The following is a 15,876-nucleotide window of genomic DNA, read 5'->3' as shown; positions in this document are numbered from 1 at the left end:
AAGACATCCATGTCCCAAGAAAAGATAAACGATATAGATCCGATTGAAACACGTGAATGGCTGGATGCCTTGCAAGCGGTATTGCTGAATGATGGAAATGAACGTGCGGCCTACATTCTCCAGAAGCTGGTCAGCAAAGCCGGCACGGAGGGTGTGAGATTACGTGATGCTGTGCATACGCCTTATCGTAATACCATCCGACCGGATGAAGAAAAACAAATGCCTCCCGATGAAGGCGTGGGTAAACGCATCAATGCCCTGATTCGCTGGAATGCCGTCGCCATGGTGTTGCGCGCCGGGAAATATGCGCCGGAGCTGGGCGGTCATATTGCATCATATGCTTCCTCATCCACCCTCTACGAAACAGGCTTCAATTATTTCTTTAAAGGCCCCAACGCTACATCGCATGGCGGCGACCTGATTTATATTCAAGGTCATTCGTCACCCGGAATTTATGCACGCGCCTTTCTTGAAGGCCGCTTAAATGAAAGCCAACTGGCCAATTTCCGCCAGGAAGTGGAGGCTGACGGTCTGTCTTCCTATCCCCACCCCTGGTTGATGAGCGATTTCTGGCAATTCCCCACCGTGTCCATGGGATTAGGCCCTTTGCAGGCCATTTACCAGGCGCGTTTCTTAAAATACCTTGAAAACCGCGGCCTGATAAAAGCGGAAGGGCGAAAAGTCTGGGCCTTTTTAGGTGATGGTGAAATGGATGAACCCGAATCCGTCGGCGCCTTGTCCATTGCCGCCCGTGAAAAACTCGATAACCTGATTTTTGTCGTCAATTGCAACCTGCAGCGCCTGGATGGGCCTGTTCGCGGCAACGGCAAAATTATTCAGGAACTGGAAGGGGTGTTCCGCGGTGCTGGCTGGAATGTTATCAAAGTCATTTGGGGCGGCCGCTGGGATCCCTTGTTTGCCCGCGATAAGACAGGCATCATGCAGAAACGCATGGAAGAGTGCGTTGACGGTGATTATCAGGCTTATAAAGCCAATAACGGTGCTTATGTCCGCGAACACTTTTTTGGCCAATATCCCGAGTTGAAGAAGATGGTTGAAAACCTGTCGGATGACGAAATCTGGCGGCTTAACCGTGGCGGTCACGATGCACAAAAAGTCTATGCGGCTTATGCTCAGGCAGTCGAGCACGAGGGTTCTCCCACGGTGATTCTGGCAAAAACCATTAAAGGCTATGGCATGGGTGCCGCTGGTGAAGGGCAGAACATTACCCACCAGCAGAAAAAAATGACCATTGAACAATTGCGGGCCTTCCGTGATCGTTTCAGCATCCCCATCAGCGATGACAAAATTACCGAAATTCCTTTTTATCGTCCAGCGGCCGACAGTCCTGAGGTGAAGTACCTGCAAAAACAGCGTGAAATGCTGGGGGGTTATCTGCCATCGCGAAGCCATGCTTTCGAATCCTTACCCATTCCGGAACTGTCTGCTTTTTCATCCGTGACGCAGAGCACGGGGGATCGTGAAATTTCGACCACCATGGCCTTTGTCCGTATTCTTTCTGTGTTATTGAAGGATAAAGCCTTGGGCAATCGTATTGTGCCCATTGTGCCTGATGAATGCAGAACCTTCGGTATGGAGGGTTTGTTCCGTCAAATCGGTATTTATTCGCCGGTTGGGCAGCTGTATACGCCTGTGGATCATGAGCAGGTGATGTATTACCGCGAAGCCCGCGACGGTCAGATTCTGGAAGAAGGGATTAATGAAGCGGGCGCTTTCTGTTCCTGGATTGCGGCAGCAACGTCCTACAGTTCCAATAAACTGCCCATGATTCCATTCTACATTTACTATTCCATGTTTGGCTTTCAGCGCATTGGCGATTTGGCCTGGGCGGCGGGCGACATGCAGGCCCGAGGCTTTTTGCTGGGTGGTACTGCGGGACGCACGACACTCGCCGGTGAAGGATTGCAGCATCAGGATGGACACAGCCATTTAATGGCGGGAACCATTCCCAATTGCATAGCCTATGATCCAACCTATGCCTACGAATTGGCCGTGATCATTCAGCATGGTCTTCACCGCATGTATCAAAAGCAGGAAAACGTTTTTTATTACATCACGGTCATGAATGAGAATTACACCCATCCGGATATGCCGGCCAATGTCGAGGAAGGCATTATCAAAGGCATGTACCTTCTTCGGGAAAGCGGGAAAAAAGGCAAACGGCATGTCCAGTTAATGGGAAGCGGCACCATTTTAAGAGAAGTCATTAAGGCTGCCGAGCTGCTTAACGAGGATTTTGGCGTCACAGCCGACATTTGGAGTGTCACCAGCTTTAATGAATTACGCCGTGACGGCCTTGCGGTTGAACGCCACAATCGCATGAATCCTGAAGCCAAGCCTCAGCAATCGTATGTTCAGGAGCAGTTAAGCGGACGTCAGGGACCTGTGATTGCAGCAACCGATTACATGCGCCTGTACGCGGATCAAATCAGACCGTATGTTCCCGGCCGCTACGTGGTGCTGGGCACCGATGGCTACGGTCGAAGCGATACCCGCGAACGGTTGCGTCATTTCTTTGAGGTGGATGCCAAATTTATTGTCCTCGCCGCGCTTGAAGCCCTGGTTGCCGAAGGGGAAATGAAACCCGCAAGCATGGCAGAGGCCATTAAGCGTTACGGCATCAATTCCGACAAACCGGATCCTGTAACCGTTTAATCTAAGAATAATGACGGGCCATGATGCAATCTGTGCATGATGGCTTCCCCTTTTTGCTGAGGATAAAAATGGCAGATGAGATGAAAGTGAAAGTTCCTGATATCGGCGGCGCGAGTGGTGTCGATGTCATTGAAGTACTTGTGAAACCCGGTGACGACATTGCGGTCGATACACCTTTGATTACTCTGGAATCGGATAAAGCCAGCATGGAGATTCCTTCTCCGAGTGCAGGAAAAGTGGTGGAATTGCTGGTGAAAGTGGGCGATAAGATTTCTGAGGGCGATGTTATTCTTTCCTTGTCGACAGAGGGTAAGCCTGAGACAGAACACCAAACGCCGATGGAGGCCAGCGAGCCGCCTGCCCGGATAGAAAGCCCTAAGCCGGCTCAATCCCCTTCCACTGAAACTGTTTTGCAATCTAAAGACGTCACGATCCCTGATATTGGCGGTGCCACCGATGTCGATGTCATTGAAATAATGGTCAGTGTCGGTGACACGGTTAAAAAAGATCAGGCGCTGATTACCCTTGAAGGCGATAAAACGACGATGGATATTCCCTCGCCCTTTGAGGGAGAAATTGAAAAGCTGGCCCTTAAAGTCGGGGATAAGGTGTCGCAGGGCAGCTTAATCCTGACCATGAAAACGACACAGGCAGTACCGGCTTCTGCATCATCCGAAAAAGCGCAATCCACACCCTCTGTTTCAATCCAGACTGTGGAAGCAACCAAACCGGCCCCGGCAGCGAATGCTCCCATGCCGTCGTCTGCTTCTGCCAACAACACAGCGCTTTCCGCCGGACCCGCGGTGCGTCGTATGGCCAGGGAGTTTGGCGTCAATTTAAGTGAGGTGGCTGGCAGTGGACGTAAAAACCGGATCACCAAAGAAGATGTTCAGCAGTACATTAAATCACGCTTAAGTGAAAAGCCTGCAGCTGGCGCGGGCGGTTTTTCGCTGCCCCAGGCGCCGATCATCGATTTCAGTAAGTTTGGCGCGATTGAAACCCTGCCATTGAATAAAATCAAGCGATTAACTGGCCAAAACGTCCATCGCTCCTGGATCACGATTCCCCATGTGACACAATTTGATGAAGCGGATATTACCGATCTTGAAGCCTTTCGAAAGGAAGAGTCGGAACGTGCCGCGCAAAACGGTTACAAACTGACCATCCTTGCGTTCGTAGCCAAAGCGGTGACTAAAGCATTAATGGCCTTTCCCCAGTTTAATGCGTCACTGGATGCCAGTGGCGAGAACCTGATTTACAAAAAATATTTCAATATCGGTATTGCGGTTGAAACCCCGAATGGTCTGGTCGTTCCTGTGATTCGCAACGTCGATCAGTTGCAGGTGAGCGATATCGCCCGCGAGATGGCGGCAATCAGCAAGAAAGCCCGCGACAAAGGGTTAATGCCGGCGGACATGAGCGGCGGCTGCTTTACCATTTCCAGTCTGGGGGGGATAGGCGGTACCGCATTTACACCCATCGTCAATAATCCTGAAGTGGCTATCCTCGGCTTGTCGCGTTCCAGCATCAAACCGATCCATGAGGCCGGTGAATTTAAACCGCGATTGATGCTTCCCTTGTCCTTGTCTTATGATCATCGAGTCATTGACGGCGCGGAAGCCGCACGGTTTACCCGATACCTGGCTGATTTATTGGGCGATATTCGTCGAATTTTACTGTAATTTTAAATGAAAGAGGCTTTGTAATGAGTTCGATTAAAACTGATGTGGTGGTGCTGGGCAGCGGACCTGGCGGTTATACCGCGGCCTTTCGTGCAGCGGATCTGGGTAAGAAAGTGGTTCTCGTTGAACGTTTCGACAGCCTGGGCGGTGTGTGCCTGAACGTGGGATGCATTCCCTCCAAAGCCCTGCTTCACATTGCCAAAGTGGCTGATGAGACGCACGAACTGGCCGATCAAGGCATCAGTTTCGGTGCGCCCAAGCTCGATAATAAGAAAATGGTTGCCTGGAAAAATTCCGTGGTGGGCCAATTGACCGGTGGCCTTAAAGCATTGGCCAAACAGCGTAAGGTTGAGGTTATCACTGGCGTGGGTCAATTCTCCGGGACGCATGAAGTCACTGTTGCCGGGAAAGAGGGCAATACCACCATTGCCTTTGAAAATGCCATTATTGCCGTGGGCAGTGAGTCCATTAAATTGCCTTTTGTACCTGAAGATCCACGCATTTTCAGTTCCACAGGGGCATTGGAATTAGCTGACATCAAGGGGGATCTTCTGGTGTTGGGCGGTGGTATTATTGGTCTTGAAATGGCTACTGTTTATTCCTCTCTGGGCGTTAAGGTGACTGTTGTTGAATTTATGGATCAACTGATGCCGGGTGCTGATGCGGATTTGGTCAGTGTGCTGCAGAAACGCATGACTAAAAAAGGCGTCACCTTCCTGCTAAAAACCAAAGTGACTGCGGTTGAAGCCAAAAAGGACGGTATTTACGTGAGCATGGAAGGGGAACATGGCACGGACAAACCGCTTCGCTTCCAGCAGGTGCTGCTGTCTGTCGGACGCAGACCCAATGGCGGAACCATCGCTGCTGAAAAAGCAGGGGTTGCGGTGGATGAGCGAGGTTTCATTAAAGTAGATAAGCAAATGCGCACCAATGTTCCTCACATTTTCGCCATTGGCGATGTGGTTGGACAACCCATGCTGGCGCACAAGGCTATCCCTGAAGGGCGGGTTGCTGCAGAAGTGATTGCCGGGATGAAACATTATTTTGATCCCAAATGCATTCCCAGTGTGGCCTATACCGATCCGGAGGTGGCCTGGACTGGCTTGACTGAAAAGGAAGCCAAAGAGAAAGGCATAAGCTATGAAAAAGCCACATTTCCCTGGATGGCCAGTGGCCGTGCTTTGAGCATGGGGCGTGGAGAAGGGATAACCAAGCTGTTATTCTGTCCTGAAACCAATCGCATTCTGGGGGCTGGGATTGTCGGGGTCAATGCCGGTGATTTAATTACTGAAGCATCGTTGGCCATTGAGATGGAGTGTGATGTGGAAGACATCGCCTTAACCATTCATCCACACCCAACCTTGTCTGAGACCATCATGTTATCGTCCGAAGCATTCGAAGGCACGATTACTGATTTGTACCTGCCCAAGAAAAAGAAGAAATAAATGCTGCATTGCCTGCTTGCCTGAATACCGGGCAAGCAGCGCCTTTCCCTTCGGTTACAAAACCACGCAAACCGGGTATACTCAGAGAAATCTCTTTTATTTTCACCAATTACCAAGCCAGGGTAGCCCATGCTTAAAGTACGTGCCATGCAGGTCAGTGATATTGACAGGGTATATGCCATCGAACTCGCCGCGCACCGGGCCCCATGGAGTCGTGATATTTTACGGGATTGTGTGCTGGTCGGATACAACTGTCAGGTATTGGAATTGCATGAATCCGTGGCACAGGTAGTGGCCTATATCATTTGCCGGCACAGTTATGGCGTTTGCCATATCTTAAATCTGTGTGTTGAAAATAGCCAACAGGGCAAAGGCTATGGGCGATTTTTACTGGAAAAGCTGTTGAGTTCGCTTAATCAGTCGATGACGACCACGGTGATGCTGGAAGTCAGGCCCAGCAACAAAATCGCGATTGCTCTTTATGAAAGCCTTGGGTTTAAAATCGATACGGTTAAAAAGGGATACTACCGTGATGAAAACGGTGAAGAGGAAGATGCGTTACTGCTTAAAAAGCAGCTTAATCCGGGAAGCCCGTCTCCTTAATCATGCGTTATAGGGTTTCAAAGCGAGAACAGCGGCTATTTTTAGCCGCTTAATCTTATAATCAGGCAGATAGCAAGTCGTTGCTTTGCACAGCCATTGCCGCCTGGCGCTCGCGGTATAAGAGCATCAAAAAGCCCAGAATGGCAATCCCCAGACTCGCCGGGATAATCCCTACACCGTAAATCAGAGCCTGCGCTGTTTTAGCGCCGCCAAAAGCCTGGATGATCATGCCGATGGTTGAATGAAAGGCATAACCAAAACTCATGATGATCATATTGGCGACAGCCGTCGTTAAACCGGCAATCTGTTCGGGAACATAAGTGGATGCCTTATAAATCGCCAGGATCTGGTAAGCGCAACAAACGCCAACGGCAATAAAACTGGCCACCAGAGTGACGGAGGTGAGGTAACCGGCAATCATCAGCATAAAACAAAAAAACATCACCAGACCCGCGCCAATGATGACACCCAGGTAATTACCGCTTTTTTCACCCATTAAACTTAAAAAGGGGGCGCCAAAACACATGCCTAAAAAAATCATCGAGGTGATGTAGCTTGAGCTTTCATGGCTTAAGCCATAAATCTGCTGCAGGAAGGCAGCACCCCAGACATCTGCGAATCCTTCCAACGGCCCGACCATGAGTCCTGCGAGCAGGCATAAAGTGATTACTTTCCTGTTGGTAACGACGGCTTTGATATCGGACATTACCTTGTTTTTATTGGGTTTTTTCAGATCAGGGATAATGAAATAGGTCATCAATGCCAGAGCAAAACCAAAGGCACAGAACAGTTTAATCACGGCCTGATAGCCCCACTGATCACAAAGGGCACTGACCGGCCCGCCACCATAAATTGCACCGATCAAACCAATGGTCACAGACAAGCTCAGCAATCGGGTGAAACGTTGTTCGTCAAAGCCCATACGAATGATTTTAAAAATACCAAGGATGGCTGCTGAAGAACCCATGCCGATTAATGCCCGGCCAATGACAGGGTATATCCAGTGCTCTGAAAAAAGAATAGGCATGAGTCCAGCGACGGTGAGTAAAATACATGCAGTCATTACTTTACGCGGCCCGAAGCGGTCGAGCAAAATACCTAAGGGTAAATGCATCAAAGAATAGCCAATGTAGTAAACGCCTGAAAATTGACCAAATACTGCACTGTCGATATGAAACTGTCGGGTAAAATCCTCGAGCATGATGTTCGGCATGACCCGCAAAATGTATTGATAAGCATAAAAAATGGAAGCGGTAGCCCACATAACCCAGGCTGCAAAACGTGTAGTAGACATCATCATTACTCATATTAACTTTAAATTGAAAGAACGACCTTCAATCAGGGGAGGTCAGCGAAAATAGAATGTGTGATTAAGTATTGTCCGCCTTAGCGGAGGAGGAGAGCAAGACGATTTGAACAGATTGCAGGTTTGGTAAAATAATCCATCACAACACCAATGGGAGTAAAAATAATTTACAATGAATACATGTTATGGCCAACGATGGGGGATTGTCAATAGCTACCGTGAAATCGATGAGTTGGGCCAAGCCAAATCGGGAGACCTTCTCCGGTCAAATCCTCCCAAAAAGAGCAGACAGGCAGCGAATTGACTTAATTCAACACGAGCACGGAATAATATGGTATTCTCTGTAGATTATACTTTTTTTATTAAATACGAATGCGGTGGTTAAAAAACACACTCACCCTTATTTACTCCTATCTTGTCAGGCAAACGGAAGAAGCCAGTCATCAGATCACCTTGTTTGGTATTGTGATGATGATCAACTACCCGCTTTTTGGGGTGTTCTGGAAGCTTGAGAGTTTTCAACTGACAGAGGAGTTTTTTTTGCGTCTGATTGCGACGACCCTGTGCGCATTATTAGCCTTCAATAAATTCTGGCCCACTTCTTTATTAAGAATTCTACCTGTATTCTGGTACGTGACCCTGCTTTTCTGCCTCCCTTTTTTCTTTTGTTACCTGACCTTATTGAATCATGGGACAACCCTTTGGCTAATGAATTGTGTCTCGGCTATTTTTTTCCTGTTGCTGGTAACCAGTGCGCTTGGGGCACTGGTTCTGCTGCTTTTAGGGGTGGGGGTGGCTTTTTTTTGTTTCTTTCAACTGTCGACGAATGTTTTTGAGTATATTCCGGGTAACTTATCGGTCTTTGGTCTTACCATTACTTACTCCGCAGCAATCCTTATTGGTGCGCTGTTTGCTCGCGACAGGGAAATTATTCAGGCAGGAAGGTTATCTGGACTTCGCTTACTGGCAGGGAGTATTGCCCATGACCTGCGCACCCCATTGGCCAGCATTCATTTGCAGGCGGAATTGCAAGAGTTGTTGCTCGCCAAGCTGAATAATCCCGAAATTCAAAAAGACATGAAGGAAAACCTCAACAAGATTACTCGCGGCATCGAAATGGGCAATCAGCTCATCAGCATGCAGCTTAATAATATTAAACGTGAGAAGTTTGATACAAGCGCGTTCGCTATCCACCCTGTGGCTGTTTTGCTTGAAAAAACGCTGGAGGATTATCCTCTCAAAGAGGAGCAAAAGGCATTGATTCATTGCGATTACGAACATGATTTTCAGGTTTGGATAGAAGAAATGGCCTTTAAAAACCTAATCTGGAACCTGTTAAAAAATAGCTTTGAATACATTGACGAAATCGGTAAAGGTCAGATTTTCATCTGGTTGGAGAAAGGGGGCGAGAAGGATGATTTTAACTACCTGCACGTAAAGGATACGGCTAAAGGGCTATACACCAAGAATACAGAAAAAATCTTTGATTTTTTTTACTCCGATCGCAAAGACGGGACCGGAGTTGGGTTAGCCTATTGTAAATTACTGATGCAGGCAGCGGGAGGAGACATTCAATGTAAAGGAAAAATGAATGAGTTTGCTCATTTTATTGTTAAATTCCCTAAAATTGACTAGGCAACAACCCCCTCAGAGCGTACCAGTGAAAAGATGGCGTCTGACAAGTTTGACCACATCTTACGCTGATGAGTATAAATAAATTCAAACGCGCTTTTTACTTTATTCTGCTCAGTTTCCCATATTGGCAATAGTAAATCGAGTACCGAATCAAAATGAGTCACATGGACATGGACGTTAAAAAAGGCCATGCCTTGTTGTGAAATGTGCAGCGATTTAGCCAAATTAACCAAAAGAGGGTAATCAAGGTTATCAAGTCGTTCGTAAGCGGCAAAAGCAGCGATCCGCTCCTCTTCACTATGGCAGGTAAGCCATTGTAGATGTTTTTTGTTGAATTCACGGGCAAAAGGAAGATAGAAGGTTTCCGACAGCATTTCCTCATGAATATTAACCTGGCATTCCGTGGCGAAACGCTCATACAGCAGTTCATGAGAAAAACGGGTGCCAATGCCTATTTCCTCATGGATATTATTTAATATGACCTGTTTGATTTGCTCGTTGGATGAAAAATTGGCCATGTACCACATAAAATTAATAAAATGGCCACGCAAGTGGTAAAAAATGGCCGCAAAATGCCGCTTTTGTTGCGTATCCCAATGTTGCGTTTGGCTGGAATCAAATAAGGGAATAGTATCCAGGGAGGCGCGATACATTGAATCGGCATGTGCCAAAAATTCTTGCAGTGACGCAGGCGTTGCTATTGAATTATTGTTAGGCATACACGTTCTTCTACTAAAAGAGAGATGAATTGAGAATCAAAAAATTCTACCATATGAGCAAAAACTAATCAAATAAACTGGCTGTATAATTTAAAAATGAAGACTAAATTTCTATTTGTTGCTTATTTCATCACATTTCAATATTGAATTAAAGGCATCTGTTTAAATCAGGTAGTCTTTACTCATTTCTTCGACCTTTCTTTTTGTGTATATACTTAGAAAGTAGTAAAGGCGACAGTAAAGCAGGAGCCCACAATGATCAACCCCTTAACCTATACCCCGAAAGGCGACAAGCAAAACTCGGATTATTTTAATGAATACCGCATGAAAATCTACGAGCGGCGTCAAACGGCAGGCTTGCAGGATTTATACGGTGACATGTGTGCGGTGGTCATTCAGGTGCAGACGGGTGATGCGTTGAGTTATTTGAAAGAGCTCTACCTCATGACGCCTTACCGCTATCAATCCAGCTACATCAGCGATACCCATAAAATTTATTGTCTGGTGAATACGACCGAATCGCCTGTTTTAATTATTCTCGAACCGCTGGATCCCAATTTTCGTGATGACATTACCCGCATCAATAAAATGTACCCCAATTCACGGGAAAAATTTAATGCGCGCTACGTGGGCGAACTGTTCAAGACAAAAAATCAGCAGGAAACCAGGGACATTCTTCAATCCCAGGGGTTTCATTTTTGCGATCCGGCCACCACTGAAAATAAATTTTATTGCAATGGCCAGTTTGCCTTCACCAAACTGTCTGATTACTCATTCAATGCCTTAGGTTATACCGATGCTGATATTTTTGACTTTGAAAACCTGAATCTCGGGCAACCTTTTAAGTTGACCAGGGCACAGCAGCAAGCACTCGACAGCATGGATCAACTCAGTATCGACAAGGGCATTAAACCCTTGTTAAAAGGCATTGATCACATGGCGACCCGTATTCTTGCCGGGGAACGTGAAGATGCGATTCTGGAGTTGTTATGCCTGTCGAATTATTATTTTTGGGGTGCTTACAATATCAGCGATATGAATTCGTCCACCAATGTTAATCGCACCGCGCATGGGCAGGACATTAAATCACCGGCCAAGGTATTTACGGCCAATAATACACCTTTTATGGTGAATTCGTTTGAGGGCTTGCCCATGCCAACGGAGAATTTTGTCAGAAATTATGGCCGGCGTATGCATCATATTGCCATTGAAGTGATTGATGGCGATCACCCATGCGGCCTTAAGAACATTGATTACGTGGTGAATACCCTGCAAAATGAGTTATCCATTCCCTTCCTTGCCCAGGTTTTCGGCTCCTGCGGCACGGAGCCGGATTTAAAGCAGATTTTTTCCAAACACTCGCCGTATTCCATCCTGATTACCGAATACGTTGAACGCTGCCATCAGTTTGACGGGTTTTTTACCCGTGAAAATGTCGCGGCCCTGACAGAGGCCGCCAGTCTCGATGAGGCGGTGCAACAGCACAGTAAGAAGCATGGCCTGGTGGGGGATTAACGCCGCTTAACACGGCGATGAAGGTACCTGTAGAAGGGAGCGATTGTCTTTGTGATCGGGAAAATCAATCGCATTTAAATCGTGCAATAAACCATTCAGTTTTCTTTCCGAATCGGTTTTCGGCCCTTTGAAAAAGGCAAAACAGCCGCCTGCTCTGACATTGAAATAAGCCAGGGTGTCGACGACGTATCGGTTTACGCCGCGATGGTTGGCTAATTCCGTACGTGCCTCACCAATCAGACCTTCGTAGGCTTCTCTTAAGGTGTCAATGCCTTGAATTGTCCCCTCATCAAAATAATCGTGTCGTAATTGCTGCAAGTCATTGCACAGTTTATCCGCAATGTCACTCGCCTTGACATAGCGGGGGTTGGTTTTTGCCTTCTCGGCAAGAACGGCCTGCTGGGCGCGCATTTTCTTTATGGCAAAATCAAACGAGTCAGCGGCTAGCCACAGGCTGCTGCCATCAATCACGTTGGTTTTCAGGGCAAGAGAAAGTGCCTCTTGCTTGTTTTTTTTATTTTTTTCTTGCAACTCGCGGGCCTGTTTGGCTTCTATGGCCATCGCTTTGTAGTGTTGCTGAATTTCCCCATTGCCTTTTGCTGTTTGAATGTGTTGTCTTACTTTTGACTTGCATAAGGCATACTGCTCGTTTTTTTGTTCGATTAACTTACAGAGTTCATTCAGCAATGTTAATTTATTTTTAATGCTGCTGCAGAGCGTTTGATTGGTGCTGACTAAGGGATAGTATAACTCCAGGCAGCTGATAATCACGCTGCTGAGTGCCTGGGTGTGGCCCAGAGCCAGGCGCAGATCATAATCAAACCGGGTGACTTCGAGAATAAACTTTTTCAGTTCACTGGCCGTGGTGATGGGCATAAGCGCTTCACCCACAAAGGGAGCATAATTGTCAAAGAGGGCGTTTAAGTTGTTTCTTTCAAAAGCCAGAGCAGCGTGGAATTTTTTAAATAACCGGTTAATTCGCTTCTGCGGCAATGGGTCAGGAGGCTGGGTGGCGAGATAGGTCTGCATTTGTTTAAACTCGCCATACAGCTCTTTTTGCGCCGCGGCCTCGGCTTCTTTGGCTTTATTCAGCATGTTGGTCTGATGAAGAGGCACTTCAATGTAAGTGGGCCTGTGGATAAGCTCCTGTGGATTCCAATGGGCGGCGGGGTTGATGGTTTTAAGTTTTCCCAGCGTCGTTATTCGTGTTTTTAACGCACTGATTTGTTCGGGAATGGTTTCTTTCATATTCAACTCCTTGTGAATAAAAAAATAACAAGATAATTTCACGCGGAGCAGGGATTTACAAGAGAAAATCCAGGAAATCAATTAAAAATCAAAATGTGTTTAGCCAATTGCTCCAGAAGCAGGATCAAGCCCACAATCAAGGTAAATTTTATGCCAATGCCGACGTATTTTTTGCGGGATAAAGCGGCAAGATAGGCCAGCGGGTGACGTTTGATTAGATCGATCAGCAGGATGCGGGTGACAGGACTTGGAGTTCCACGATGAGGAATCTCATGAATGGTGATGTTAGGATTGAAATTGCCTTCGAGAATAAGCCATTGGGTGTGATCAAACGACTGATTAATGTCCTCACATAACACATCAAATCCAACAAACTGCAGACCCAGGGTTTTTGCCGCCTTTACCAGCAGGCGGGCATTGCGGGGATGGATTTTTTTGCCATGGGAGACGATATCGCCGCCACGCCCGGTGTTGACAGTATGGCACAAATGAATGGTTTGTCCTGCCGCGGGAATGCTTTCCAGGGTTAAGCCCTGTTCAGTCAGGCATTGCTGGTATTCCTGGTCAACCACCAGCGGCGAAATGGTTAATTTCTCGCTTAATTTCTCACGCGCCGCGTTACTGGCTTCAATCAGCTGGGCAAGGGTCTGATGCCCATCGCCCGTTACCCTGGCGCCGAAGCGCTCAACGACGCCAATCACGCGGCGTTTAAACACCAGGACACGGTATTCTTTAAGGCCCTGATGAAATTCTTCCACCTGCATGGATTTATGCGTCTTTAATTGCCCATCAAGGTAAGCATGGAGGGTGTCTATGTCTTTAATGTTGCAGAAGACATCACGTCCACGCACCGTATCCTGTGCCGGCTTGGCGACCAGCGGAAAGCGAAAATGCTCTATTTTTTGGCAAAGAATCGTGTGGCTGAAATGGTTGGCAAGAAGCAAGGCCGCTTTAGGGACTGGAAAACCGGCCCTGGCGAGCAAATAATTGGCCAGGTATTTGTGTTTGGCAATGTAAATACTCGCGCCCTGATTAAACGGGGTGATGGCGGCATGAAAATAATAACAGCGGCGGCTGAGCTTGATGTTCAGTATATTCAGTTCCGGCTGGAATACAGCCGGCAGTCCCAGCGCTTCCGCTGTTTCTGCGTAAATTCGAATGTTCTTATCCATGTCCTGGCCTGATTTGCGATGCCGCAGCCTCTTACCATACCGGATACGCCGGGACCGTGCAAACGGGATGGCGAATCCTGATTCACTGTGTTGATTTGGTGTTATCGTCAAGTCAGAGTAGAATGAATTTGGAGGAAGTTATCCGTCTTCGTAAGCCCTCGCGAAGTCTTTTTCATTTTAAAAGGAATTAATTATGAAAATGTCACTTGTAGCGTCATTGTTTCTGCTGTCCCCGGTAAGTTTCGCCAACCTCGCAGAGCCGCCTAAAGCCGTGATTGATCCGGTGTTTGACGGCCAGGCAGTTGTGAAGCAATACAGCAATTTTCAGGATGTTGCAGGGCATGGGCAAGGATTCGAGCGACATCAGCCTTACCCGACTCAGGTTGTGCGTGTCCAGGGTGCGCTCAGCGGCGAACGCCATTGCGAGGCGATCATTCAGGACATTGAAGATTTTTTCGTGTCAAAAATTACCCATGAGAAATTTTTATACAATACCCTGGTTTTCTGCGGTTATGATCCCAAAACCGAGTATGCGGTTCAATTCGCCATCAACAGTTATTTTGATCCCTTAAACGATGGTGCCATTTATTACCTTGAAAATTACCTGCGCTCACACAATGGCCAGGATTTACTGGGTGTTCCTTTTGAGGTGGAATCCGCAACGGGTGTTGCGGTGTCGCTTAATATCGATGCGGGGGTTTTGAATCATCGTAATGACAGCACGCTGCTTCGCTATCGACATGATAATCAGAGCCATTATTTCGCCAGCAACTATGATCTGATGAATGAGCTGACTCATGACATTTATGAGCGCTTTTATTCCAACGATCCGGGTTTGATCCTGCCGTTCATTAATCGCTGGTTCTATGCTTTTGCTGACCGGACCTACTCAGGAGTGCTAAGCCATGCCAATTACGTGGAACTGCAGCCGGAACTTCTGTTTTTGATGGAGAAGGCGCCCAAGGTCTATACTTCACCCTTGCGAATGTACTTTGGTCATCACTGCGTCAAATACGACAACAAACATTGTTTATAAGCTTGTCCCGGGCCTGAGTGCCCGGGCGTTATTGTGAGGAAATCATGTCAAATCAGGAATGGCCGGCATCAGACTATGCCATCGGCTCCTTTATCCAAGCCACCATCGCCGACACGTTTTTACCCCAGTTAGAAATCAAACCGCAAGATGCGGTGCTGGATATCGGCTGCGGTAACGGCAGTTTCAGTTTAAAAATCATTGAAAAGGTACCCCTCGGCTCTTTTCTGGGTGTCGATGCCTCGGACAACATGTTGGCGCTGGCTAAAGAAACCGCCAGGGATTACCCGAATGCTGACTGGCAACAGGCGGATGTATTGACGTTGCCTTTTGAGACGGCGTTTGATTACATTGTGTCTTTCTGGTGTCCGCAATGGGCAAGCGACATCAAACGGGCATTCGCTAATATCACCCGGGCGCTTAAACCAGGAGGCCGGTTTTTCACGCTGTTCCCTACCGGGGATGATCCCTTCATGTGGACGTTTAACAGTGTCAGGGATTCAGGGCAGTTTGCTTCCCTGCGCGAATTCAAGCCGCCTGTGGATTACTCCCGACTTCATCAGGGCATGGAGCATCTCCATGATTTGCCGCTTAAAACAGTGCACATTCAACGCGTCGGCGAAGCCTTGACATTACCTTCATTAGACACCTTCCGTAAATTTGTAAACGGCATCGCTTTCTTCCATGGGCAAATTGAGCCTGACGAAATCAAACGCATCAATGAAGCCATGGTGCAAACCTATGCCGAAAAAGTGAAAGATCACTACCAGGGGGATTACTTTTTTAAATTGTCGGTGTTTGTTGTGACCGGGGAAAAATAAACCCCGGCCATTGTCGGGCGG

At 47.5% G+C, this 15,876-nt stretch carries 12 protein-coding genes; 8 read left to right on the top strand and 4 right to left on the bottom strand.

What is annotated here, in order from left to right; translation table 11 throughout:
• The first annotated feature begins 9 nt into the window (after positions 1 to 9).
• The 4 genes from aceE to rimI all read left to right on the top strand — a co-directional run bounded on the left by aceE (position 10) and on the right by rimI (position 6,406).
• Positions 10 to 2,676 carry a pyruvate dehydrogenase (acetyl-transferring), homodimeric type gene (gene aceE / locus GH742_RS09695; RefSeq protein ID WP_203454776.1) on the top strand — a complete coding sequence of 889 codons (2,667 nt, stop codon included), beginning with the start codon at positions 10 to 12 and terminating at the stop codon, positions 2,674 to 2,676.
• A 68-nt stretch (positions 2,677 to 2,744) separates the two neighbouring features.
• Positions 2,745 to 4,358, top strand: a complete 1,614-nt coding sequence (gene aceF / locus GH742_RS09690; protein WP_203454775.1) for a dihydrolipoyllysine-residue acetyltransferase — start codon at positions 2,745 to 2,747, stop codon at positions 4,356 to 4,358.
• Between the two features lie 23 nt (positions 4,359 to 4,381).
• On the top strand, positions 4,382 to 5,803 hold the full coding sequence (gene lpdA / locus GH742_RS09685) for a dihydrolipoyl dehydrogenase (protein ID WP_203454774.1): 1,422 nt from the start codon (positions 4,382 to 4,384) through the stop codon (positions 5,801 to 5,803).
• Between the two features lie 129 nt (positions 5,804 to 5,932).
• On the top strand, positions 5,933 to 6,406 hold the full coding sequence (gene rimI / locus GH742_RS09680; RefSeq protein ID WP_239005196.1) for a ribosomal protein S18-alanine N-acetyltransferase: 474 nt from the start codon (positions 5,933 to 5,935) through the stop codon (positions 6,404 to 6,406).
• A 61-nt stretch (positions 6,407 to 6,467) separates the two neighbouring features.
• On the opposite strand, the gene GH742_RS09675 is transcribed toward rimI, so the two are convergent.
• A complete protein-coding gene (locus GH742_RS09675) occupies positions 6,468 to 7,700 on the bottom strand; it encodes an MFS transporter (RefSeq protein ID WP_203456910.1) in 1,233 nt (410 codons plus the stop codon).
• A 384-nt stretch (positions 7,701 to 8,084) separates the two neighbouring features.
• Between GH742_RS09675 and GH742_RS09670 the strand changes: the two genes are divergently transcribed.
• A complete protein-coding gene (locus tag GH742_RS09670) occupies positions 8,085 to 9,347 on the top strand; it encodes a HAMP domain-containing sensor histidine kinase (RefSeq protein ID WP_203454773.1) in 1,263 nt (420 codons plus the stop codon).
• Here GH742_RS09670 and GH742_RS09665 read toward each other — a convergent pair.
• On the bottom strand, positions 9,344 to 10,066 hold the full coding sequence (locus GH742_RS09665; RefSeq protein ID WP_203454772.1) for an iron-containing redox enzyme family protein: 723 nt from the start codon (positions 10,064 to 10,066) through the stop codon (positions 9,344 to 9,346). The genes GH742_RS09670 and GH742_RS09665 overlap by 4 nt on opposite strands.
• Before the next feature lie 255 nt (positions 10,067 to 10,321).
• Between GH742_RS09665 and GH742_RS09660 the strand changes: the two genes are divergently transcribed.
• Positions 10,322 to 11,581, top strand: a complete 1,260-nt coding sequence (locus GH742_RS09660) for a hypothetical protein (RefSeq protein ID WP_203454771.1) — start codon at positions 10,322 to 10,324, stop codon at positions 11,579 to 11,581.
• Between the two features lie 6 nt (positions 11,582 to 11,587).
• Here the strand turns inward: GH742_RS09660 and GH742_RS09655 are convergent, their stop codons facing one another.
• Both GH742_RS09655 and GH742_RS09650 read right to left on the bottom strand, forming a co-directional pair.
• A complete protein-coding gene (locus GH742_RS09655) occupies positions 11,588 to 12,829 on the bottom strand; it encodes a hypothetical protein (RefSeq protein ID WP_203454770.1) in 1,242 nt (413 codons plus the stop codon).
• A 77-nt stretch (positions 12,830 to 12,906) separates the two neighbouring features.
• Positions 12,907 to 14,001 carry a UDP-N-acetylmuramyl peptide synthase gene (locus GH742_RS09650; RefSeq protein ID WP_203454769.1) on the bottom strand — a complete coding sequence of 365 codons (1,095 nt, stop codon included), beginning with the start codon at positions 13,999 to 14,001 and terminating at the stop codon, positions 12,907 to 12,909.
• Positions 14,002 to 14,194: 193 nt separating this feature from the next.
• Here GH742_RS09650 and GH742_RS09645 point away from each other — a divergent pair, with 193 nt between their 5' ends.
• Together GH742_RS09645 and GH742_RS09640 are read left to right on the top strand one after the other, a co-directional pair.
• Positions 14,195 to 15,037 carry an Lpg0189 family type II secretion system effector gene (locus GH742_RS09645; RefSeq protein WP_203454768.1) on the top strand — a complete coding sequence of 281 codons (843 nt, stop codon included), beginning with the start codon at positions 14,195 to 14,197 and terminating at the stop codon, positions 15,035 to 15,037.
• Between the two features lie 44 nt (positions 15,038 to 15,081).
• Entirely contained in the window at positions 15,082 to 15,855 is a 774-nt protein-coding gene (locus tag GH742_RS09640; RefSeq protein WP_203454767.1) for a methyltransferase domain-containing protein, read from the top strand.
• The last annotated feature ends 21 nt before the right edge of the window (positions 15,856 to 15,876 follow it).

It is taken from the genome of Legionella sp. MW5194, assembly GCF_016864235.1.
Classification (GTDB): domain Bacteria; phylum Pseudomonadota; class Gammaproteobacteria; order Legionellales; family Legionellaceae; genus Legionella_C.
This window is presented reverse-complemented; position numbering and strand designations above follow the sequence as displayed.